This is a genomic window from Mesorhizobium sp. M0514, assembly GCF_040321145.1.
Classification (GTDB): domain Bacteria; phylum Pseudomonadota; class Alphaproteobacteria; order Rhizobiales; family Rhizobiaceae; genus Mesorhizobium.
The window spans coordinates 59,235-80,109 of the sequence record NZ_JAMYQZ010000006.1; the positions used below are offsets into that span (position 1 = coordinate 59,235).

Genomic DNA, 20,875 nt, shown 5'->3' on the forward strand with positions numbered 1-20,875 from the left:
TCCCATTTCCTTTATGCTTAAAGATAATTGCAGATGCATATGTTTTCGTCTAGTAGGATATTAAGGGCCGAGACGAGCCTTGATCATCACCGACAAGAGGGAACTTCAGACCATGGACACGCAAAAACTCCTCGGCGAAGTCGCCGGCCAACTGCTTTCAGGCGCCATCAAGGTGGTCGACCTCTCTGCGCCGCTCGGACCCGACACGCCGCTGATCAGGCTGCCGCCGGAGCTTGCCGTCGACACGCCGAAGGTCGAGATCCACAACATCTCCCGCTACGACAAGAACGGTCCGTGGTGGGCATGGAACTGGCTGAAGCTCGGCGAGCATTCGGGCACGCATTTCGATGCGCCGCAGCACTGGATCAGCGGTAAGGACTATCCGGACGGCGCCACCGACACCATTCCGGCGCAGAATTTCGTCGGCCCGGTCAACGTCATCGACTGCTCGAAGGAAGCAGCCGCCGACCACGATTTCCTGCTCACCGTCGACCACATCAAGGCATGGGAAGCCAAGCATGGCACGATCAATGCCGGCGAATGGGTGGTGATGCGCACCGACTGGTACAAGCGCAACGGCTCGGAAGCCGAGTTCCTCAACGCCAACGAGACCGGCCCGCACACGCCAGGTCCGACGGCCGAAGCCATCCAATTCCTGATCAGCAAGGATATCAAGGGCTGGGGCTCGGAGACGATCGGCACCGATGCCGGCAACGCCGGCGGCATGGAGCCGCCATTCCCGGCGCACACGCTGATGCACAAGGCCAACCGCTATGGCCTTGCCAGCCTCTGCAACCTCGACCAGTTGCCGCCAAAAGGCGCCATCCTGATCGCCGCACCGCTCAAGATCGAACATGGCACCGGCAGCCCGATCCGCGCGCTGGCGCTGGTGTCGAAAGGCTGAGAAAGCACGCTGAGGTGAGCCAGCCGGATCACATCATCGTCGGCAGCGGCATCAACGCGCTGGTCTGCGCGGCGATGCTCGGCGGCAAGGGCGCGAAGGTGCTCATCCTCGAACGCAACGACCGCATCGGCGGTTGCATGCGTACCGAGGAGATCACCGCACCCGGCTTCATCCATGACGTAATGGCGACGACCTTCGTGCTGTTCATCACCTCGCCGGCCTTTGCGGCATTGGGCGGCGACCTCGCGCGGCATGGGTTGGAGTTCTGCCACGCCGGCACGCCAACCGGCGTGCTGCGGCCGGACGGCAGTCATGCAGTGCTCACAACCAACCGTGCCGCCAATGTCGCGGCAATCAATGCGATTGCCGCCGACGATGGCGACCGGCATGCGGACGATGTCAGCGGCATCGAGCGCAATGCCGGCCTGTTGTTCGGCCTGCTCGGCGGCAGCCTGTGGTCCTATCCGACGGCGAAACTGCTGGCCGGCGATGCCTGGCGGCGAAGCCCGCGCGGCCTTGCCGCCTTCCTCGGTGAAGCACTGGTGCCGGCGCGCAGCTGGCTGGAAAGCACCTATCGGTCTGAGACAATCCGCGCGCTGTGGGCGCCTTGGGTGCTGCATGCCGGGCTTGGACCGGAAGACGCCTTCTCAGGGCAGATTGCCAAGGTCATTGCCTTCGCGCTGGAGGCGGCCGGCGCGCCGATCGTCAAGGGCGGGGCGAAGAACCTGCTTGCGGCCTTCGAAGCCCTGATACGCGAACGTGGCGGCGACATCCGCACCGGCGCCGATGCCGCCTCGATCGTCCAGAGCGGTGGCCGCGCGACCGGCGTGCGGCTGGCATCCGGCGAAACGATTACAGCAAACAAGAGCGTCATCTGCTCGGTCACGCCGACGCAGCTTTACGGCCGGCTGCTCGGCGCGGATGCTCCCAAAGCCGAGGTCGAGGCGACACAGAAATATCGCTACGGCAAAGGCAATTTCCAGATCCACTATGCGCTGGCCAAGCCGCCGGCATGGCGCGGCGAAGGCCTCGACAAGGTGGCGCTGCTGCACCTGACGCCGGGGCTCGATGGCGTCTCGAAAGCCTGCAACGAGGCGGCGCGCGGGATGCTGCCGGAAGTGCCGACCATCTGCGTCGGCCAGCCGCATGCGCTCGATCCATCGCGCTGCCCGGAAGGCAAGGCGATCCTGTGGCTGCAACTGCCCGAGGCGCCCCGGCACATCAAGGGTGACGCCGCCGGCAAGCTGCAGACGCCGGCTGACGGACAATGGACCGAGGCGCTGCGTGAAGCCTACGCCGACCGCGTCGAAACCATTCTCGCCAGCCACATCGATGGCTTCAAGGGCAGCGTGATTGCGCGCCGCGCCTATTCGCCGGCCGATCTGGAAGCGATGAACATCAATCTGGTCGGCGGTGATCCTTATGGCGGGTCCTCGACCATCGACCAGTCGTTCCTGTGGCGCCCATTCAAGACCAGCCGCAACCACCAGACCGGCATCAAGCACCTCTACCATATCGGCGCCTCCACCCATCCGGGTGCAGGCCTCGGCGGCGGCTCCGGCTTTCTGCTGGCGGGGAGGCTGTGATGGAGCAGAAGGTCGCGGAAAGGCGCCAGCGCATTTCGACCCTCGGCCAGATCGGCCTGCAGCAATTCGCGCCCTATCTGATGAACCGCATCATGGGCCGCTACAACGCCACCTTGCGTGACGATTTCCGCAAGCAGGGCCTGACTATTCCGCAGGTCCGCACGCTGGCCGTGCTGTCGGTCACCGACGGCGTCACCGTCAACGACCTCTCGGTCTACACCGTCATAGAGCAGTCGACCTTGAGCCGCACGCTCGACACGCTGGAGGGACAAGGCTTTGTGCGACGCGAGCAAGGCGTCACCGACAGCCGCATCCGCCATGTCTTCCTCACCGATGAGGGCCGCGCAGAGTTCACCCGCGCCTGGCCGGCTATGCATGACGCCTTCGAGGCAATGTTCGACGATATTGACGATGCCGAATATGCAGCACTGATCGCGACGCTCTTGAAGATGCTGAAGAACATTCGCAAGCACGAAATCTAGACGTACGCGCTGCCAAGTTTCGGCGGCAACGGAAGGTTGGAAAAATGGCCGAACGGTCTTTTGCCAAGGAAGTCGAAAAGCTCCGGCTCGGCGCCGGCGAGGAGTTTGCCGGCGAGGGCATCCTCGCCATCACCAAGGCGCTGCTGCAATGCGGCGTCGGCTATGTCGGCGGCTACCAGGGCGCGCCGATCAGCCATCTGATGGACGTGCTGGCCGACGCGCAGGACATTCTGGGCGAGCTCGGGGTGCATTTCGAGGCGAGCGCCTCGGAAGCCACCGCCACCGCCATGCTCGCTGCCTCGGTGCATTATCCGATCCGTGGCGCGGCGACCTTCAAGTCGACTGTCGGCACCAATGTCGCGTCCGACGCGCTCGCCAACCTTGCCTCCGGTGGCGTTACCGGCGGCGCGCTGATCATCGTCGGCGAGGATTATGGCGAGGGTTCCTCGATCATGCAGGAGCGCAGCCATGCCTTCGCCATGAAAAGCCAGGTCTGGCTGCTCGACCCGCGCCCGAACCTGCCTTCGATCGTCAAGGCGGTCGAGGATGGCTTCGAGCTATCCGAGGCGTCCAATACGCCGGTGATGCTGCAGGTGCGCATCCGCTGCTGCCACGTCCACGGCCATTTCATCGCCAAGGACAACAAGCGCCCGCCGATGACGGTGGCCGATGCGCTCGACGCGCCGCGCCGCGACACCGGCCGCATCGTGCTGCCACCCGCCTCCTTCCTGCACGAGAAGGAGAAGGTGCAAAAACGCTGGCCGGCGGCTGTCGATTTCATCGCGAGGAACAAGATCAACGAATTCTTCGGCTCGGATCACGGTTCGGTCGGCATCGTCATGCAGGGCGGCATGTACAATTCGGTCATCCGCGCCTTGCAGCGTCTCGGCCTTGCCGACACCTACGGCGAGACGGATGTGCCGCTCTATGTGCTCAACGCCGTCTATCCCCTGATAGACGATGAGTTCCTGTCTTTCTGCGAAGGCAAGCAGACGGTGCTCGTGGTCGAGGAGGGCCAGCCCAACTACATCGAGCAAGCCTTTGCCGCCATGCTGCACAAGGCCGGGCGCGGTACCAGGCTGGTCGGCAAGGAGTATCTGCCGATGGCCGGCGAATACACCGGCCAGGTCATGCTCGACGGCATCGGCGCCTTCCTGCGCGCCGAGGCCTCGCATCTCTTGCCGGGCGAGGTGCGCGCGCCCAACAAGGTCGGCGACGGCGTCGACACCGCCGACCTGATCAATATCGTGCCGGGCCGTCCGCCGGGCTTCTGCATCGGTTGCCCGGAGCGGCCGATCTTTGCCGCGACAAAGCTGGTCGAGCAGGAACTCGGCAAGCACCACATCGCCTCCGACATCGGCTGCCACCTGTTCTCGATCATGCCGCCTTTCGAGCTTGGCGCCACCACCATGGGTTACGGGCTCGGGCCGGCCTCGGCTTCAGCCTTCAATTCGCCCGACGCCAAACGGAGGTCGATCTCCTTCGTCGGCGATGGCGGCTTCTGGCACAACGGCCTGACCTCCTCGATCGGCAACGCGGTGTTCAACAAGAACGACGGCGTCATCGTCATCGTCGACAATTTTTACTCCGCCGCCACCGGTGGGCAGGACATATTGTCGTCGCGTGCGGGCAACAAGACCAAGTCGACCAAGCATCCGATCACCGAAGCGGTGAAGGGCATGGGCGTCAAATGGCTGCGCCACATCGACCGCACCTACGATGTCGGCAAGATGCAGGACACGCTGCGCGAGGCGCTGACGACGGAGGAAAAGGGACCAAAGGTCATCGTCGCCTCTTCCGAATGCATGCTCAACCGCCAGCGTCGCGAAAAGCCGCTGGTCGACAAGGCGATCAAGGGAGGGACCCGTGTCGTCAAGCCGAAATTCGGCGTCGACGAGGACATCTGCACCGGCGACCACGCCTGCATGCGGCTGTCCGGCTGCCCGTCGCTGTCGGTGAAATCGCTCGACGATCCCTTGCGTGACGATCCGGTGGCATCGATCGACCAGAGCTGCGTCGGCTGCGGCAATTGCGGGGAGGTGGCGGACGCCGCCGTGCTGTGCCCATCCTTCTACCGCGCCGATGTCGTGCACAATCCGGGCCGCTGGGACCGTTTCCTGGAAAGCGCTCGCCGCGCCGTGATCGGCCTGATGCAGCGCCGCCGCGAGAGCCGTAGGTTGACGTTCGCCGATGCTTGACCAGGCTTCGCCCTTGCGCCCGAAATCCGGTGCCGCCGATACCGAGCCGGTGATCAAACTCGCTTTGCTCGCGGTCGGTGGCCAGGGCGGCGGCGTGCTCGCCGACTGGATCACCGATGTCGCCGAGCGCAATGGTTACGTCGCGCAATCGACCTCCGTCGCCGGCGTCGCCCAGCGCACCGGCGCTACGATCTATTACGTCGAGATGGCCCGCGACACCGGCCGGCTGCCGGTCTTTGCCCTGTCGCCTTCGCAAGGCGATGTCGACATATTGATCGCCGCCGAGCTGATGGAAGCCGGCCGCGCCATCATCAGGGGCTTCGTCACGCCCGATCGCACCACGCTGATCACCTCCTCGCACCGTATCGCCGCGGTGTCGGAAAAGATCGAGCCGGGTGACGGCCGGGCCTCGTCTTCGAAGGTACGCGCGACGGCGGAAGCTGCATCGAAACGCTTCATCGCTTTCGACATGGAAAAGATCGCCGCCGACAATGGCTCGATGATCTCGGCCAGTCTGCTTGGCGCGCTGGCCGGCTCCGACGCATTGCCGTTCAGGCGTGAAAGCTATGAGCAAGCGATCGGCGCCGGCGGCCGGGGCGCGAAAGCCAGCCTCGCTGCCTTCGCCGTTGCCTACGACCGCGCGCGCGGTACGACGGTCCCCGCGCCAGAGCGGGCAGAACCGGCCACGGTCGAACCAGCTCCGGGTGCAGGGCGCGTGAGCGGTCCGCAGAACCTGCTGCAGGGTTGGCAGGCACTGGCCGCCCGCATCGACCTGATGCCCGCGGCGGTGCGCGACATGGCGCTCCGGGGCCTGAGAAAGGTCGTCGACTACCAGGACATCTCCTATGGCGGCGAGTATCTCGACCGGCTCGACCAGGCGGTCGCGCTGGATAGCGCTGAACATGCCCATGCATTGTCCATCGCTGCCGCCAAGCATCTGGCCAACGCGCTGTGCTACGACGACATGATCCGCGTCGCCGATCTCAAGACACGTTCGACGCGTGACCGGCGGGTGCGCAAGGAGGTGGGCGTCAAGGACGGCTCCATCCTGCAGGTGACCGAATATTTCCATCCGCGCATCGAGGAGTTCTGCGGCACCTTGCCGGCGGGGTTGGGCAGCTACATCGAGAACCGACCGAAACTTGCCGGCTTTCTCGACCGGCGCATCAATCACGGCCGGCGCATCCGCACCGACAGCTTTGCCGGCTTTGCGGTCCTCTGGTTCATTGGCGGCCTGCGCCGCTGGCGCCGCCGCCTGTTGCGCCACAAGGTGGAGACGGCGCATCTGGAGCGGTGGTATGCATTGGCACTTGGATATGTGCCCCAGGATTACGCGCTCGCCGTCGAAATCCTGAACTGCCGCCGGCTGATCAAGGGCTACAGCGACACCCACGTCCGCGCCCAGTCCAAATTCGATCGCGTGCTGTCGGCGCTCGATCTGGTCAAGGGCCGCGATGACGCTGCCGACTGGATCAGGCGGTTGCGCGAAGCTGCGCTGAAAGACGAGAAAGGCGACATGCTCGATGGCGCGGTGAAGACGGTGGCATCGTTGTCTGATCATGGTGTGGGAGGAGGTCGAGCTTAGGCTGGTACCTCTACGCTACTGCCGCCGTTTCCCTACTCCCACTGGATTGCGGATTGAACACGCCGCTTCAAGCGATCGCAGCTCGGCTTCCACCCGGATTGCGGGAAGCGTTGCCGGCCGACCTGCCGGGCGTCAGTCGCGCGATATGGACAGCCCCGCGAGAAGCGGAGCGTACGCGGCGAGCCTGCGGGATACGAACTCCGTGAAGAGCCGCACCCGCTTCGTCTTGCGTGTCTCGCCTTGCGTGAGAAGCCACAGTGTCCCATGCATGGGCACGTCGATCCCCGGCACCCTCACCAGCAGGGGGTCGGCATCTCCAACGAAGCACGGCAGTTTCGTTATCCCAATCCCTTGGTGCGCCGCGATGATCTGCGTCTCGGCGTCAGGTGTCCTGAACGGTACTCCCGTCACGTGAACTTCTCCCTCGCGCGCCCAGTCCGGAATTCCATGATTGTCTATGCCTATCCACCGGATGGGATCAGGCGTGCCCGCACGCCACGCGGCTAGTCGATCGCGAGACATGTAGACGCCGCTGAACAGCTCCGGTCCCTTCAGGCCGTGAAGATTGAGCGGCAGGGTCTTGCGGTCGGCGACAATGCGGATCGCGACGTCGGCCTCTCGGTTGGTCAGATTGGCCAGCTCGCCGGACGACAGGATTTCCATCTCGATGTCGCGATGTAGACGCGCGAAGTCGGCGAGATCCGGCATGAGCAGGTGTGTGGCGAGGAACGGTGGAAGCGTCACCCGCAAAAGCCCGCGCGCGCTCTGGTCACGACCGAAGACTCGCGTCTCCAACTGGTGCGACGACGCTTCCATCTGTGTCGCGAGATCGAGGACCTCTTCGCCCGCAGCCGTCAGGCGGTAGCCGGAAGGCAGCTTTTCGAACATCTGCGCCCCGAGGCGTTCCTCGAGCTGAGCGATGCGTCGCAGCACGGTCGAGTGGTTCACACCGAGGTGCGCGGCGGCAGCACGCACCGAGCCGCCGCGCGCGGCGGCAAGAAAGTAGCGAACGTCATCCCAGTCGATCATGGTGCATTCCTGCGCAGCGAAGTGCGGCTTGCAAAGCCCATACTAACACGATCAGCCGTAGTTCGTGCGGTCGCCGCGGCGTTCAATCATCTAGCTGGATCGTTTTCGCACCAGCGATGTGCGCGATTGCGCACTCACCGCCCGACTTCGGCGAACCCATCTTGAGGCTCTCGCGGGACTTTCCCGTGCAGCCAAAGATACGAGACGGCGAAACGAAGGATGCATGACATGAACAGACTGAATGGAAAGACCGCTGTGATAACCGGCGGCGCTACGGGCATCGGCCGCGCCGCAGCCAAGCGCTTTATCGAGGAGGGCGCCTTCGTCTTCGTCTTCGGCCGCCGGCAGGAAGCGCTCGACGCTGCCGTGGCCGACCTTGGGCCTAGTGCCCGCGCGGTTAAGGGCTCGGTCTCGGATGAGGCCGACCTCGACCGACTCTACGCTGCGGTGAAGGCCGAGCGCGGAAGCCTCGATATCGTCTTCGCCAATGCCGGGGCGGGAAGTCTGCTTCCGCTCGGGCAGATCACCGCCAGGCACATTGACGAAACCTTCGACACCAATGTGAAGGGTACGATCTTCACGGTCCAGAAGGCGCTGCCGCTGATGAGCCAGGGCGGTTCGATCATCCTGACCGGCTCGAGCGCCGGCACCACGGGCGCTCCGGGGTTCACTGCCTATAGCGCGAGCAAGGCGGCAGTGCGCAACCTGGCGCGGACCTGGGCGGAGGACCTGAAGGGCACCGGCATCCGGGTAAACGTGTTGTCGCCCGGGGCGACGGCGACCGAACTCGCGAAGGAGGCGTTGGGCGAGGAAGGCCAGAAGGCCTACGGCGCGATGACTCCGCTCCAGCGCATGGCCAATCCGGCGGAGATCGGGGCCGTGGCCGCCTTTCTCGCGTCGCCGGACAGCAGCTTCATGACCGCCAGCGAAGTCGCCGTCGACGGCGGCCTGGCTCAACTCTGACCCCAGCGCGGTCCGCACCTGGGCCGCGCGCAACGAAAGACAAAGAATTATGAAAAAACTCGAAGGCAAGATCGCAGTCATCACGGGCGGAAGCAGCGGGATCGGATTGGCCACAGCCAAGCGCTTCGTAGAAGAAGGAGCGCACGTCGTGATTACCGGGCGAAGAGAGAAGGAGTTGAAGGAGGCCGCAGCCTTCATCATGAAAAACGTTACGACGGTCGTGGGTGACGTGTCGCTCCTGGAAGATCTGGATCGCCTCTATGCCGTCGTGAAGGTGAAACATGGTCATATCGACATTCTCTTCGCCAACGCCGGCGCGGGGACGATCGCACCGCTCGCCGTCGCTACCGAGGCACATTTTGATCAGACCTTCGATGTGAACGTGAAGGGTCTGTTCTTTACGGTGCAGAAGGCCCTTCCCCTGTTCAAAGACGGCGGTTCGATCATCCTGAATTCTTCAGTGTCGAACGTGTTGGGGCTTCCAGGGTTTAGTACCTACGCCGCGAGCAAGGCGGCTGTACGCAACTTCGCGCGCGCTTGGACACTGGAATTCAAAGACCGCAAAATCCGCGTCAATGCAATGAGTCCGGGACCAATCGAGACGCCGGCCTTGGAGACAACGACTGGCCTTACCCCTGAGCAAGCCGAGCAAGCGGCCGCCCAGTTTGCGTCACAGATCCCAATGGGTCGCAGGGGCAAACCAGAGGAAATCGCGGCTGCCGTAACGTTCCTCGCCTCCGATGAAAGTTCTTTCGTCACCGGCGTGGATCTCGCCGTCGACGGAGGCATGGCGCAAGTCTGACCCCGGCATTAGCACCAGATCGGAGAAGTACTATGAACTATGCAATCGTAGGATTCGGCAATATCGGACGGGCCCTTGCCAAGGCGTTTGCCCGAAACGGCATCGAAGTTTCCGTTGCAACCACACGCGACCCGGAAAGCTTTGCCGCCGATGCGGCCGCGATCGGACCCACCATCATCCCCAAAAAACTGGCGGAAGCCATCAAGGCGGACATCATCTTTTTGGCTGTCCGCTTCGAGGCGCACCCGAATGTTGCGAAGGCGCTCCCCACCTGGCAGGGGAAGACGATCATCGATGTGACCAATGCCTATGGCGTGCCCCCTGAGGAACTGGGAGGACAACCTTCTTCCAAGTTCATCGCGCAGGCCTTCTCTGGCGCAAAACTGGTCAAGGGCTTCAACCATCTGGTCGCCCCGGTGCTTGATCAGGATCCGGCCGTACATGGTGGCCGGAGGGTCGTGTTCCTGGCAAGCGACGATGATGCTGCCGCAACACAGACTGGGGAGCTTGCGGAAAATCTCGGTTTCGCGCCGATCAAGCTTGGCGGGGTGTCGGAAGGTGGCCTGCTGGTCCAGGCGCGCGGAGACAGCTGGGGTCATCTGATCTTCAAGGACTTGGTCAAATTCGACTGACGAGCGCGACGTCCCCACCGGCAAAGAAACCACGCACTCGATCGGAACTCGGATCGGATCAAGCGCGATCCGATCCGAGCAAAATGGAGAAATCACTATGAGCACCGAGAAGAATATCCACTCCTAAGGAGATTTCGATGTACGACCAATCCAAGGTATCCGAGTTAATCCGGTTCGCACGAATCGAGGCGGGCTCCACCGTGATCGACGTCTACCCTGGCGACGGAGACTGGACGCGCCTCTTCTCCGACATCGTCGGATCAGAGGGGCGGGTCTACAGCTTCGTGCCGGCCGAAGTCGCCCACTTCAAGAACGATCCGGTCGGCCTCATGCGGACGCTCGCGAAGGAGCCGGGCCGAGAGAACGTCGAAGCCGCCTCGGCGGATCTCGTCGCGATGCCGGAGGTCACGCCGCCAGCGGATGTCCTATGGCTGCACCTGTTTTACCACGATCTTCACACCGCCCTGCAGAAGAAGGGTGCGACGGCGGCCGACTTCAATCGAGCTGTCTACAAGCGGCTGAAACCCGGTGGGTCCTACGTCATCGTCGACCACGCCGCCGCCGCTGGGTCGGGCACGAGCGACCCGGTCGCTGCATCGGATCGACCCTGCATTCGTCGGCGAGGAGGTGGAGGCGGCCGGCTTCGTACTGGACGCGGAAAGCACCGTGCTGGTGAATAAGGATGACCCGCACTCGATCAAGGTGTTCGATCCCGCGATCAAGGGCGAGACCGATCGCTTCGCGTTCCGGTTCGTGAAACCCTGACAGCTCCCGGGCGCCGACTTTCATGTCGACCTCTCCAATGGGCCAATCAACTCGGGTTGGCACCCGTCAAGCTGGGAAAGGTCAACGAGGATGGCGCGCTGGTGCACGCACGCGATGCGGCAGCGCTTGAAGGCGTCCGAGGTGATGATGGCACAAGGTTCTGGAGCACACCTGCCGCAGGTTCCTGATTTGAACTTGATGAAATGACGGAAGTCGCCGCGCCGTTGAGGGAGCCGGCGCATCTCCTCAGGGATGCGCCGGGACAAACCGTTCAAGAATGGTGGATTTCCGTTCCCAACACCTTCAGGCATTCACGGATGAACGCCGCAAGCGCGGTCCAGCCTTTGGCTGAAACCATGGTCCCATCGACATAGGCGTCGGTGGGAGACAGATCGATATAAGTGCCGCCGGCAAGCGTCACCTCCGGCTCGCAAGCGGCGAGCGCCGCCACCTTCTTGCCGCGCACGACGCCGTCGACCGCGATCAGAATCTGGACGCCATGGCAGATCGTGAAGATCGGCTTTTTCGCCTCGTGGAAATGGCGCACCATTGCCTGTATCCGCTTGTCGGTGCGGATGTATTCGGGGCCACGACCGCCGGCGCAATAGACAGCGTCGTACTGGCTCAGCTGCTTCTCGGCGTCGGCGAAGGTCTTGTTGATCAGCGCGTTATGGCCGGGCTTTTCGGTGTAGGTCTGATCGCCCTCGAAATCGTGCAGCGATGTCTTGATCATGTCTCCGGCGCTTTTGTCGGGGCACACGACATGAACGGTGTGTCCCACCGCTTCCATCGCCTGCTGATAGACGAAGATTTCATACTCCTCCGTGAAATCACCGGTCAGCATCAGGATTTTTTTGGCTGGCATGTCTTTTCCTCTCGGCTTGTTTCAGGGGCGAGGTGCACTGCGCGCCTCGCTTCCCGGGATCGAAATCGGCTCAGAACGGGGAATAGAATTCGTAGGCGGCAGGCTGGGCGGACAGCGGCGCGCCGCGCTTGAGGGTGCCTCGGGCAAGCAGCATCGCCAGGCTACTCGAACGCAGGCAGGAGCCTGTCCCGCGAATTTTCGATGTGCGCACGCATGGCTTTTTCGGCGGCGTCCGGATCGCCCGCGGCAAAGGCAGCGAGAATAGCCTCGTGCTCGTCGAGCGCCTCTTCGGTCACCCTGGAGTGATACATCAGCCGGAAGATATGGAAGTGGGTATGCTGGTGATTCAGTGTCTCGCGAATGAGTTCGTTTTGGGCGAACTCGACGATCTTGTCGTGGAAGATGGCATCCTGACGGGCGAAGTTCGAATAGCGCAGGCGTTCGTCTTTCCCCACCCGCCGAGCCATGACGCCGGCCGCCTCCTGCAGCGCGGCAAGGCGCTCGCCGTCCATTGTTGCGGTGGCTTTGGCCGCGGCGGCAGGTTCAAGCAATAGACGCAGCTCGTAAAGCTCGTCGAAGCGCCGGCGGGTGATTTGTGGGGCGGCGCGATAGCCGATCAGGTGGGTTTTCAGAACCAGCCCTTCCCCCTCCAGCCTGCCAAGCGCTTCACGAATGGGGGTATGCGAGACGTTGAATTCCTTGACGAGATTGTCGACGGTGATGCGCGATCCCGGAGCAATCCTCAAAGACATGAGCTGCGCGAATATTGCTTCGTAAACGTCGCCAGCCAGGCTGTTGGCGCGCTGAATACGACGGGTCGCACGGGCTTCATTGTCAACCGTCAGGTCCGTGTTCTGCATCGTTTGCCTCTTGACAGAACCACCCACTAACACGATGCTCCGCGAAACTCAATCCTATATCCTATACGATTTTATGAGGATATCGCATGATCATGACCTGCAGCGCGGCCGAGGTCGGCCTCTGGCACGAAGCCAAGCCTGTCGGCTTCCAACCCGTCTTCGCAGGATCTTGTGCATGAGCTTGTTTGCAGCGGCGCGCCTGCCGAGCGAGATTCTGTTCGGCAAAGGCCAGCGCCATGTCCTGCCTGCCATCGCCGCCAAATATGGGCGCCGCGCGTTCGTCTGTACCGATGAGCGCTTCGCGGCGACGTCGCAGTTCGCCGAGATTCTCGCTGGCTTGCACAACGCGGCGATCGAGACGTTGGTCTTCGACCGAACGCTGCCGGATGTGCCGCGCGACAGCGTCGCCGCCTGCATTGCGCAAGCGAAAGATTTCAAGCCGGACATGGTGATCGGCATCGGGGGCGGCAGTTGCCTCGACATGGCCAAATGCGCTGCACTTCTGCTCAGCCACGGCGGCAAGCTCGAGGACTACTATGGCGAGTTCAAGGTACCCGGCCCTACCCTTCCGGTGATCGCAGTGCCGACGACGGCTGGAACAGGCTCCGAGGTGACCCCCGTTGCCGTGATCTCCGACCCGGATCGGACGCTGAAAGTGGGTATCGCCAGTCCGCATCTCATCGCAGCAGTGGCGCTTTGCGATCCGGATCTGACGGTGACCTGTCCACCATCCTTGACGGCGATCGCCGGCGCCGACGCGCTGACGCACGCAATCGAGGCCTTCACAGCGGCCAAACGCGGCGCCGACCCTCATTTGCCGCAACAGCACGTGTTCATCGGCAAGAGCGCTCTGACCGATCATTTCGCGCTTTTGGCCATCAGGCTGCTCGGCCGCAGTCTGGAAAAGGCATATCGCGACGGATCGGACGAGGATGCGCGCGCCGACGTGATGATGGGAGCGCTGGCCGCCGGTTGCGCTTTCGGCACGGCGGGAACGGCCGCCGCCCATGCGGTGCAGTATCCCGTCGGTGCGCTTACCCACACCCCGCATGGTCTGGGGGTCGCCACCATGCTGCCCTATGTGATGGCCTACAACCTGGCCGCAGCAGCCGCGGAGATTGCGGAAGTCGGCACTGCTCTTGGCCTTTCCCTTCAGGGCGGCGGCGCCGATGCCTTGGCGCACGCCACCATCCGGGAGGTGAGCCGGCTGTTTGGCGCCATCGGCATCACGCCGACATTGGCCGAACTGGGTCTTCCCGAAGACAAGATCGACTGGACGGCCGAGCAGGCGCTCGGCATCGACCGATTGATCAAGAACAATCCGCGTCCGTTCGACCGCGCCGCGATGCGACGGCTGGTCAGGGCTGCCTATGACGGCGACATGTCCGCCACCATGATGTGATCGACCAGGAGTTCATCCAATGAACATTGCCGCAGGCATATCCGACGAGGATCAAGATATGTTCGACTACGCCACGGTCTCGCACGGTCTCTACATTGGCGGACGCTGGCGGCCCTCATCGGAGGGCCGCGTGATCGAAGTGGTCGATCCCTCGACTGAAGCCGTGATCGCTGCGGTTCCCGATGCAACGCTCACTGATGCCGCCGCCGCCGTCGACGCTGCCGCGAAGGCGGCGGCCGGCTGGCGCGAGACCCCGCCACGCAGGCGATCGGAAATCCTGCGGCGCTGCTTCGAACTGATGACCGAACGGGCGGAGACGTTGGCCGCGCTGATCTCGCTGGAGAACGGCAAGGCGCTGCGCGATGCGCGCGGCGAAGTCGCCTATGCGGCGGAATTCTTTCGTTGGAACGCCGAGGAAGCGGTCCGCATCAACGGCGAGTTCGGCCTTGCACCCTCGGGCGCGAACCGGATCATTGTCGACTACCAGCCCATCGGCATTTGCGTGCTCATCACGCCATGGAATTTCCCGGCTGCCATGGCGACACGTAAAATCGCTCCGGCGCTGGCGGCCGGCTGTACGGTGATCCTGAAGCCCGCCAGCGAGACACCGCTGACGGCCTATGCGCTTGCGGCGCTCTACGAGGAAGCCGGCGTGCCGCCCGGCGTCGTCAACGTCCTGACGACCTCGACCCCCGGACCGGTGACGGCGGCCATGCTGGCCGATCCGCGCGTGCGAAAGCTGTCCTTCACCGGCTCGACCGGCGTCGGGCGCGTGCTGCTGGCCGAAGCCGCAAAGCACGTCATTTCCTGTTCCATGGAGCTTGGCGGCAACGCACCCTTCATCGTCTTCGACGACGCCGACCTGGAAGCAGCCCTCGACGGTGCGATGGTTGCCAAGATGCGCAACGCCGGCGAAGCCTGCACGGCCGCCAACCGGCTTTACGTCCAGGCCGGCATCCATGATGCTTTCGCGGAAGGCTTGAGCAAACGCATGGCGGCACTCAACCTGGGCCCGGGCACAGACTCAGACACAGAATGCGGGCCGATGATCACCAGGAAGGCTGTGCACAAGATCGACAGGCTTGTGCAGGACGCCGTTGCCCGCGGCGCCAAAATCCTGTGTGGCGGCGGCGTATCTGAAGGCAGAGGCTTTTTCTATCCGCCAACGGTGCTCAAGGACGTGCCGGCCGACGTTGCCATGGCTCACGAGGAGATCTTCGGTCCCGTGGCGCCGATCAGTCGCTTCGACAGCGAGGCGGAGGTCATCGCCAAGGCCAACGACACAGAATACGGTCTCGCGGCCTACATCTACACGCGCGACCTGGCCAGAGGAATGCGCGTGGCATCAAAGATCGAGTCGGGCATGATCGCGCTCAACCGCGGCCTGATGTCGGATCCGGCGGCGCCCTTCGGCGGAGTAAAGCAAAGCGGGTTGGGGCGAGAAGGCGGCCAGAAGCATGGCGTTGCCGAGTTCATGGAGGCCAAGTACATCGCCGTGACCCTGTGAGCGGACATCACGCCAAAGATCCGTTTCGCATTCGCGATCATGTGGTCGAGTTCGACGACATGGTCGCCGAGATCGTTCGCAGAAGCGAGGAGACCAGGGCGAATGTTCCCATGGTCGCCGATGTCGCCTACGGGGCTGACGCCACCGAAACCGTGGATCTGTTCTTTCCCGAGGGCAAACGGGACCGCCTGCCGGTGCACATGTTCATCCACGGGGGCTATTGGCGCATGTTCTCCAAGCGCGACTATTCCTACGTCGCCGAGACCGTTACGAACGCAGGTGCGATCGCGGTCATTGTCGACTACGCGCTGATGCCGACCGTCAGGATGGCCAGGATCGTCGACCAGGTGCGCCGCGCCAAGCGATGGGTATTTGACAATGTCGCACACCATGGCGGCAATCCCGGCCTGCTGACCGTTAGCGGTCATTCCGCCGGTGCGCATCTGGCAACAATGCTTTTCGACGGTGACGAGCGGGCTTCCGGCATCAAAGCTGCGCTGCTGCTTGGCGGCCTTTACGACCTGAAGCCATTGCAGATGTCGTTCCTTGCCGCCGAGATCGCGATCACCGACGAGGAGGCCCGCCGATTCTCGCCCATCGATCACAGTTTCGATCCATCCGTGGACGTAGATATCTTGGTCGGCGCCGATGAAACGCCGCCGTTCCACAGCCAGGCCGCACTCTTCACGGACCACCTTGACACACAGGGACTGACTGTTTCGCGCACCACCCTTGGCGGGGCCAATCACATGAGCAGCGTCCGTGACCTTGGCTTGGCTGGTACCGAGGCCGCGTCACTGCTGGCCCGCGTCGTGGCCGCCTGAGAGTTCCGCCAGAAGCGCTGCTGGGCGCGACCGTTCTTCGCAGTAGCGTCGCAGCATCGAGGTGCCGACCGCGGTGGCGAATCTTCCGCCACCGGTCCCCATACCGTAAGCCCGCCGGCGATGTCGACGTCGACGTGGTTCATGCTTTCCAGCGTGATTGAGCTTGATAACCGATGTCGGCGATCGCCGTCATGCAGGCAGCCCAGTTGAGTTCTCAAGGCTGGCCGGCCAAAGACGCCCTTCAGGGGAGAGCGGGCCGACGTTCCGCAACACCGGCCCGCAACCTTCAGAATATGATAGCCCGCGGCACCCCGGAGAAGGGAATCTGCGCTCTCACACCAGCATCGACTGCTGGGCGAAGATGCCCGCCGTCGCGCCGTGCGATATTGCCAGGGTGACCGATGGCGGCGTGAGGGGGTTGGCGAGGTCGCCCGCGGCGTAGATGCCGCGCATGCTGGTTTCGCGGCGCTCGTCGACCTTGAGGATTACGCCGAGGGGCGTATCGACCGTGGCGAGGCCCAGTGATTCATGCAGGCTTGCGGACGACTTGTTGCGCGGATGCGCGAACAGGATGTCGACCGCGACCTTGGGGCCGGTATCGAGCTTGACGGTGGCGTTATGCCCCCCGTGATGGGCGATCTCGCTGATCCGGCCGTCGACGACAGGTATGTTGCGGCGCGCCAGACCGGCCCGGATATCGGGCGGAATGTCGTGACCATCAGCGAAGACCGTCAACCTGTCGGTCCAATCGTGGAACAGCCTGACCTGATTCATCGACTGTGGGCCGGACCAGACGAGGCCCCAATGCTGGCCGGCGACTTCAAAGCCGTCGCAATAGGGGCAGGGCACGATGGACGTGCCCCAACCTTCGGCAAAGCCCGGAACATCAGGCATCTGGTCGGCGACGCCATAGCTCAGGATCAGCCGGCGCGCGCCGAGGCTTCCGCCATCGCCAGTGAGGACGGAGAAATCGTCGATGGCCCCGGAGAGGCTGTCGGCCCGGGCATTGACCAGCTTGATCGTGGGATAGCGCGCCAGCTGCCGCCGCGCCTCGGCCAGGATGTCCAGCGGTGGCTTGTGATCGTGGCCGAGCAGGCCATGCGAGTGGCCGGCGAAGCGGTTGCGCGGCAGGCCGGTATCGAGAACGGTGACCTTACGGCGGGCACGGCCGAGTTGCAGGGCGCCGGCGAGACCGGCAAAGCTGCCGCCGATGATGATGACGTCATCCATGATGGGCTCCGTGTTGTGGATGAGGGGCTGGTTGGACCTGGTTGAAACCTACCCATCGGCTTGCGCATTTCAGAAACTACATGGTATCGTAATCCGAGAATTTGGATACTGTCAAGGACTGGAATTGTCGTGACCGAAAATAGCCAGGGCCGGCGCGGCCGGCCCGCCAACGAGGCGCTTGGCCAAACGATACTCGACGCTGCGTCCGAACTCTTTGTGGAATTGGGTTTTCAAGCGACCACATTGGACAAGGTCGCCCAGCGGGCGAAGATATCCAAGCTCAGCATCTATCGGCATTTCGAGAACAAGGAGGCGCTGTTCAGCGCGGCCATCGCGGCCGGCTGCCATCAGTTGTTTGCGCCACTGGCCCTTCTTGAAGGCGTCGGCGGTTCGGTCGAAGATCAGCTCATGGCGGTGGGATCATCCCTGCTTCGGACGCTGTTGAGATCAGACGTCCGCAGTGTCGAAGCCATGGTCATGGCCGACCAGACGAATCCAAGGTCGTTAAGCAAGCTCCATTTCGAAGCCGGCCCCGCCCATGTCATCGCCCAAATCGAGGTCCTGTTGCGTCAGTTGCACGCGAAGGCGGTTCTGAACGTGCCCGATCCTCTCCGGTCCGCCCGCTTGTTTGCCGCGCTTTTCAAAGGATCCGATCTTTTGATTATCGCACGCTTCGATGAGGCGAGAGCGGCGGACGACAATGAAATCGAATCCTATTGCCGGTCGGCCGTCGCCATGTTCATCGCTGCGCACGGCTAGCAGTCCGCCCTGCCCGCTAATCATTGTATTTCTGCGAAATACTCCGCTAGTGTCGCCGTCGCGATGGGCGCCCATCCACCCCATGTCGATCGCGTCGGGTCGGGCTGCGCGCCCGCCGGTGAGCGGCATCTCCTACCTGCTCCGGTCACACAGCGCTGACCCTTGAGCGCCTCCGCCGACCTGTGAGGGCGAGGAAGAGAATGCCGGTTATGGCCGCGAGAATCGAGCAGATGAGGTGTCGATCGCCGCGAAGGGACACCTGCGGACGGACCTTCTTTGGCACACTTGAGTACGTCCATTCGTGGCTCGGGCTCCAGCGGTTCGTGCCCCGACGCGCCTGGGAAGGCCGCTGGTGCCCGCGACGGATCCTTCCAAGGTGCAGGTCTGGAATGGCCCAAAAATTCTCTCGAGCTCCCGGAACATCGGTCCGCCCCTGTGGTTCGACAAGCAGCGGCACAGTCGATCCAACCAGGCATCGGCCCGCTTAGGACAGGCGCGAGGTCCCTACCCACAGATCTTGCGAAAATAGGAGCAAGCTATGCGAGCGTTGGTCTGGCACGGCAAGGAAGACATACGCTGCGATCAGGTTTCGGACCCGGGAATTGAGGATGAACGTGACGCGATCATCAAGGTGACGAGTTGTGCGATATGCGGCTCCGACCTTCACCTCTACCACAACTATGTGCCAGCCATGCTGCCCGGCGACATCATGGGCCACGAGATGATGGGAGAGGTCGTTGAGGTCGGCAAGGGCGTCAACGGCGCTCTGAAGAAGGGAGACCGCATCGTCGTGCCGTTCACCATAATCTGCGGTGAGTGCGACCAGTGCAAGCGACAGAACTTTTCGGTTTGCGAACGCACAAACCGCAAGAAGAATCTCGGTGACAAGGTGTTCGGGCACACCACCGCGGGTCTGTTCGGCTACACTCATTTGACCGGCGGCTATCCTGGGGGACAGGCGGAATACATGCGTGTGCCGTTCGCCGATGCCACGCACGTAAAGGTGCCTGACAGCCTTACCGACGAGCAGGTTCTCTTCCTCGGCGATATTTTTCCTACCGGATGGCAGGCGGCGGCACAGTGCGACATTGAGCCCACCGATACGGTTGCTGTGTGGGGCTGTGGCCCAGTCGGGCAGATGGCCATACGCAGCGCCCTGCTGCTCGGCGCGAAACAGGTGGTGGCGATCGATTGCCTGCCGGAGCGGCTTTCCATGGCCGCGGCCGGCGGCGCCATCGCCATCAATTTCGCCGAGGAAAGTGTCGTCGAACGACTGCGGGAACTCACCGGCGGAAAGGGCCCGGAGAAGTGCATCGATTGCGTCGGCATGGAAAGCCACGTCTCGCTGGCCCAGCCCGATACCGTCTACGATCGCGCAAAGCAGTTGATGCTGATGGAAAATGATCGACCGCACGTTTTGCGTGAGATGATCTATGCCTGCCGGCCGGCCGGCGTGATCTCGATCCCCGGCGTCTACAGCGGGCTGGTCGACAAGATACCGATGGGACAGGCAATGAACAAGGGGCTCACCTTCCGAATGGGGCAGACCCATGTCAACCGTTGGACCGAGGATCTGTTGCGCCGCATCGAAGATGGCCAGATCGACCCATCCTTCGTCATCACCCATACCGTGGGGCTCGAGCAGGGACCCGAGATGTACAAGGTGTTTCGCGACAAGCAGGACAGCTGCATCAAGGTTGTACTGAAACCGTAGGGAAATCGTCATGAACGTGATTGCCAAACTTACCAACATCACCCGATCGCCTGGCGATCCCAAAGTGCTGAAGACTGGGCAGAGTGCGGTCGCGGCCTCCGATGGCCTTGCCCGCAAGCTCGGCTGGTTCAGCATCGCGCTTGGCGTCGCCGAGCTGGTTGGCGCCGAGCGGATTGCCGGCGCGCTCGGCATGCGCGGCAAGGAAGATCTGATCCGCGCTTATGGGGCGCGGGAAATAAGCAGCGGCATACTCTCGCTTTCAGTGGACAAGCAAGCGGGGCTGTGGAGCCGGGTGGCCGGCGACGGCCTGGATATCGCGACATTGCTGACAGCGTATCGGCCTGGCAACCCAAAGCGCGATAATGTGGGCCTTGCGCTTGCGATGGTCGCCGGCATCACATTGCTCGACATCATCGGTGCGAAAAGCGTGACCGCGCGCCACTCTCGGAGGGGGACCAAGCCACGCGATTACAGCGATCGAAGCGGCTTTCCCGGAGGCACTGCCGCAGCCCGCGACAGTGCCCGCTCGCAGCGCAGCCAGGAGGCCGGCGCAGCCTGATAGAGATTTCCGACCCTGGCGCCATGCGACCTGGACAGGTGGCATCTCGTCAGGCCCTAACGCCAGAGGTGGTTGCTTTCGGCGAGCCGAGTTTGCTGGAACAGAGTGGACCGTCGCGCGGCCGTTCTCGCCGTCCTGGGTCACCGCCGCGCATGGGTTGTGTGGCCGGTGCGCTAAAGGCACGAAGCAAGCAGCGATCCGACCGGCGT

Annotated in this window: 18 protein-coding genes and 1 pseudogene; 15 read left to right on the forward strand and 4 right to left on the reverse strand. The window is 63.1% G+C overall.

All coding sequences use genetic code 11. The annotated features are described in order from the left end of the window. Positions 1 to 112 precede the first annotated feature (112 nt). Genes NKI61_RS04520 through NKI61_RS04540 form a run of 5 tightly spaced genes read left to right on the forward strand, consistent with a single transcriptional unit; the run spans position 113 to position 6,755 of the window. Complete coding sequence (locus tag NKI61_RS04520) at positions 113 to 904, forward strand: cyclase family protein (protein ID WP_352838900.1); 792 nt, start codon at positions 113 to 115, stop codon at positions 902 to 904. Between the two features lie 14 nt (positions 905 to 918). Next, complete coding sequence (locus NKI61_RS04525) at positions 919 to 2,490, forward strand: phytoene desaturase family protein (RefSeq protein WP_352838901.1); 1,572 nt, start codon at positions 919 to 921, stop codon at positions 2,488 to 2,490. Next, positions 2,490 to 2,972, forward strand: a complete 483-nt coding sequence (locus NKI61_RS04530) for a MarR family winged helix-turn-helix transcriptional regulator (protein WP_023820890.1) — start codon at positions 2,490 to 2,492, stop codon at positions 2,970 to 2,972. Before NKI61_RS04525 ends, NKI61_RS04530 begins: the two co-directional genes overlap by 1 nt. A gap of 44 nt (positions 2,973 to 3,016) precedes the next feature. Further along, a complete protein-coding gene (locus tag NKI61_RS04535; RefSeq protein ID WP_352838902.1) occupies positions 3,017 to 5,170 on the forward strand; it encodes a thiamine pyrophosphate-dependent enzyme in 2,154 nt (717 codons plus the stop codon). Next, positions 5,163 to 6,755: an indolepyruvate oxidoreductase subunit beta family protein gene (locus tag NKI61_RS04540; RefSeq protein ID WP_352838903.1), complete on the forward strand. Its 1,593-nt coding sequence runs from the start codon at positions 5,163 to 5,165 to the stop codon at positions 6,753 to 6,755. Before NKI61_RS04535 ends, NKI61_RS04540 begins: the two co-directional genes overlap by 8 nt. A 132-nt stretch (positions 6,756 to 6,887) precedes the next feature. Here NKI61_RS04540 and NKI61_RS04545 read toward each other — a convergent pair whose 3' ends face one another. Then, complete coding sequence (locus NKI61_RS04545) at positions 6,888 to 7,784, reverse strand: LysR family transcriptional regulator (protein WP_352521160.1); 897 nt, start codon at positions 7,782 to 7,784, stop codon at positions 6,888 to 6,890. A gap of 228 nt (positions 7,785 to 8,012) precedes the next feature. On the opposite strand from NKI61_RS04545, the gene NKI61_RS04550 reads away from it, so the two are divergent. From NKI61_RS04550 to NKI61_RS04565, 4 genes and pseudogenes are all read left to right on the forward strand, one after another. Next, the gene (locus tag NKI61_RS04550; protein WP_352838904.1) at positions 8,013 to 8,747 is read left to right on the forward strand and encodes an SDR family NAD(P)-dependent oxidoreductase; all 735 of its coding nucleotides are present in this window, start codon (positions 8,013 to 8,015) and stop codon (positions 8,745 to 8,747) included. A 49-nt stretch (positions 8,748 to 8,796) separates the two neighbouring features. Beyond that, positions 8,797 to 9,549 carry an SDR family NAD(P)-dependent oxidoreductase gene (locus NKI61_RS04555; RefSeq protein ID WP_023667786.1) on the forward strand — a complete coding sequence of 251 codons (753 nt, stop codon included), beginning with the start codon at positions 8,797 to 8,799 and terminating at the stop codon, positions 9,547 to 9,549. Positions 9,550 to 9,581: 32 nt separating this feature from the next. Then, positions 9,582 to 10,181, forward strand: coding sequence for an NADPH-dependent F420 reductase (locus NKI61_RS04560; RefSeq protein WP_023695174.1), 600 nt, complete (start codon positions 9,582 to 9,584; stop codon positions 10,179 to 10,181). A gap of 137 nt (positions 10,182 to 10,318) precedes the next feature. Continuing rightward, positions 10,319 to 10,946: pseudogene (locus tag NKI61_RS04565) on the forward strand (class I SAM-dependent methyltransferase). 271 nt (positions 10,947 to 11,217) lie between these two features. Here NKI61_RS04565 and NKI61_RS04570 read toward each other — a convergent pair. Both NKI61_RS04570 and NKI61_RS04575 read right to left on the reverse strand, forming a co-directional pair. Next, positions 11,218 to 11,811, reverse strand: coding sequence for a DJ-1/PfpI family protein (locus tag NKI61_RS04570; RefSeq protein WP_023667783.1), 594 nt, complete (start codon positions 11,809 to 11,811; stop codon positions 11,218 to 11,220). A gap of 161 nt (positions 11,812 to 11,972) precedes the next feature. Beyond that, positions 11,973 to 12,671, reverse strand: coding sequence for a GntR family transcriptional regulator (locus tag NKI61_RS04575; RefSeq protein WP_023710074.1), 699 nt, complete (start codon positions 12,669 to 12,671; stop codon positions 11,973 to 11,975). Between the two features lie 175 nt (positions 12,672 to 12,846). On the opposite strand from NKI61_RS04575, the gene NKI61_RS04580 reads away from it, so the two are divergent. The 3 genes from NKI61_RS04580 to NKI61_RS04590 are packed head-to-tail and all read left to right on the forward strand — an operon-like array spanning position 12,847 to position 16,404. Next, positions 12,847 to 14,073 carry an iron-containing alcohol dehydrogenase gene (locus NKI61_RS04580; protein WP_352535606.1) on the forward strand — a complete coding sequence of 409 codons (1,227 nt, stop codon included), beginning with the start codon at positions 12,847 to 12,849 and terminating at the stop codon, positions 14,071 to 14,073. A 58-nt stretch (positions 14,074 to 14,131) separates the two neighbouring features. Further along, the gene (locus NKI61_RS04585) at positions 14,132 to 15,580 is read left to right on the forward strand and encodes an NAD-dependent succinate-semialdehyde dehydrogenase (protein WP_352747295.1); all 1,449 of its coding nucleotides are present in this window, start codon (positions 14,132 to 14,134) and stop codon (positions 15,578 to 15,580) included. Positions 15,581 to 15,621: 41 nt separating this feature from the next. Continuing rightward, positions 15,622 to 16,404 (forward strand): alpha/beta hydrolase, encoded by a 783-nt coding sequence (locus tag NKI61_RS04590; protein WP_348625861.1) that lies wholly within the window; start codon positions 15,622 to 15,624, stop codon positions 16,402 to 16,404. Positions 16,405 to 16,737: 333 nt separating this feature from the next. On the opposite strand, the gene NKI61_RS04595 is transcribed toward NKI61_RS04590, so the two are convergent. Continuing rightward, the gene (locus NKI61_RS04595) at positions 16,738 to 17,634 is read right to left on the reverse strand and encodes an NAD(P)/FAD-dependent oxidoreductase (protein ID WP_352838905.1); all 897 of its coding nucleotides are present in this window, start codon (positions 17,632 to 17,634) and stop codon (positions 16,738 to 16,740) included. A gap of 129 nt (positions 17,635 to 17,763) precedes the next feature. On the opposite strand from NKI61_RS04595, the gene NKI61_RS04600 reads away from it, so the two are divergent. The 3 genes from NKI61_RS04600 to NKI61_RS04610 all read left to right on the forward strand — a co-directional run bounded on the left by NKI61_RS04600 (position 17,764) and on the right by NKI61_RS04610 (position 20,666). Continuing rightward, positions 17,764 to 18,393 (forward strand): TetR/AcrR family transcriptional regulator, encoded by a 630-nt coding sequence (locus NKI61_RS04600; RefSeq protein ID WP_352838906.1) that lies wholly within the window; start codon positions 17,764 to 17,766, stop codon positions 18,391 to 18,393. Positions 18,394 to 18,931: 538 nt separating this feature from the next. After that, entirely contained in the window at positions 18,932 to 20,107 is a 1,176-nt protein-coding gene (locus tag NKI61_RS04605) for a zinc-dependent alcohol dehydrogenase (protein WP_352838907.1), read from the forward strand. A gap of 10 nt (positions 20,108 to 20,117) precedes the next feature. Continuing rightward, positions 20,118 to 20,666 (forward strand): hypothetical protein, encoded by a 549-nt coding sequence (locus NKI61_RS04610; protein WP_352838908.1) that lies wholly within the window; start codon positions 20,118 to 20,120, stop codon positions 20,664 to 20,666. The last annotated feature ends 209 nt before the right edge of the window (positions 20,667 to 20,875 follow it).

What these genes read in the sequence shown, in the direction of transcription:
- NKI61_RS04520 (WP_352838900.1), top strand. Translation starts at nt 113, where the DNA reads ATGGACACGCAAAAACTCCTCGGCGAAGTCGCCGGCCAACTGCTTTCA.
- NKI61_RS04530 (WP_023820890.1), top strand. Translation starts at nt 2,490, where the DNA reads ATGGAGCAGAAGGTCGCGGAAAGGCGCCAGCGCATTTCGACCCTCGGC.
- NKI61_RS04535 (WP_352838902.1), top strand. Translation starts at nt 3,017, where the DNA reads ATGGCCGAACGGTCTTTTGCCAAGGAAGTCGAAAAGCTCCGGCTCGGC.
- NKI61_RS04540 (WP_352838903.1), top strand. Translation starts at nt 5,163, where the DNA reads ATGCTTGACCAGGCTTCGCCCTTGCGCCCGAAATCCGGTGCCGCCGAT.
- NKI61_RS04545 (WP_352521160.1), bottom strand. Translation starts at nt 7,784, where the DNA reads ATGATCGACTGGGATGACGTTCGCTACTTTCTTGCCGCCGCGCGCGGC.
- NKI61_RS04550 (WP_352838904.1), top strand. Translation starts at nt 8,013, where the DNA reads ATGAACAGACTGAATGGAAAGACCGCTGTGATAACCGGCGGCGCTACG.
- NKI61_RS04555 (WP_023667786.1), top strand. Translation starts at nt 8,797, where the DNA reads ATGAAAAAACTCGAAGGCAAGATCGCAGTCATCACGGGCGGAAGCAGC.
- NKI61_RS04560 (WP_023695174.1), top strand. Translation starts at nt 9,582, where the DNA reads ATGAACTATGCAATCGTAGGATTCGGCAATATCGGACGGGCCCTTGCC.
- NKI61_RS04570 (WP_023667783.1), bottom strand. Translation starts at nt 11,811, where the DNA reads ATGCCAGCCAAAAAAATCCTGATGCTGACCGGTGATTTCACGGAGGAG.
- NKI61_RS04575 (WP_023710074.1), bottom strand. Translation starts at nt 12,671, where the DNA reads ATGCAGAACACGGACCTGACGGTTGACAATGAAGCCCGTGCGACCCGT.
- NKI61_RS04580 (WP_352535606.1), top strand. Translation starts at nt 12,847, where the DNA reads ATGAGCTTGTTTGCAGCGGCGCGCCTGCCGAGCGAGATTCTGTTCGGC.
- NKI61_RS04585 (WP_352747295.1), top strand. Translation starts at nt 14,132, where the DNA reads ATGTTCGACTACGCCACGGTCTCGCACGGTCTCTACATTGGCGGACGC.
- NKI61_RS04595 (WP_352838905.1), bottom strand. Translation starts at nt 17,634, where the DNA reads ATGGATGACGTCATCATCATCGGCGGCAGCTTTGCCGGTCTCGCCGGC.
- NKI61_RS04605 (WP_352838907.1), top strand. Translation starts at nt 18,932, where the DNA reads ATGCGAGCGTTGGTCTGGCACGGCAAGGAAGACATACGCTGCGATCAG.
- NKI61_RS04610 (WP_352838908.1), top strand. Translation starts at nt 20,118, where the DNA reads ATGAACGTGATTGCCAAACTTACCAACATCACCCGATCGCCTGGCGAT.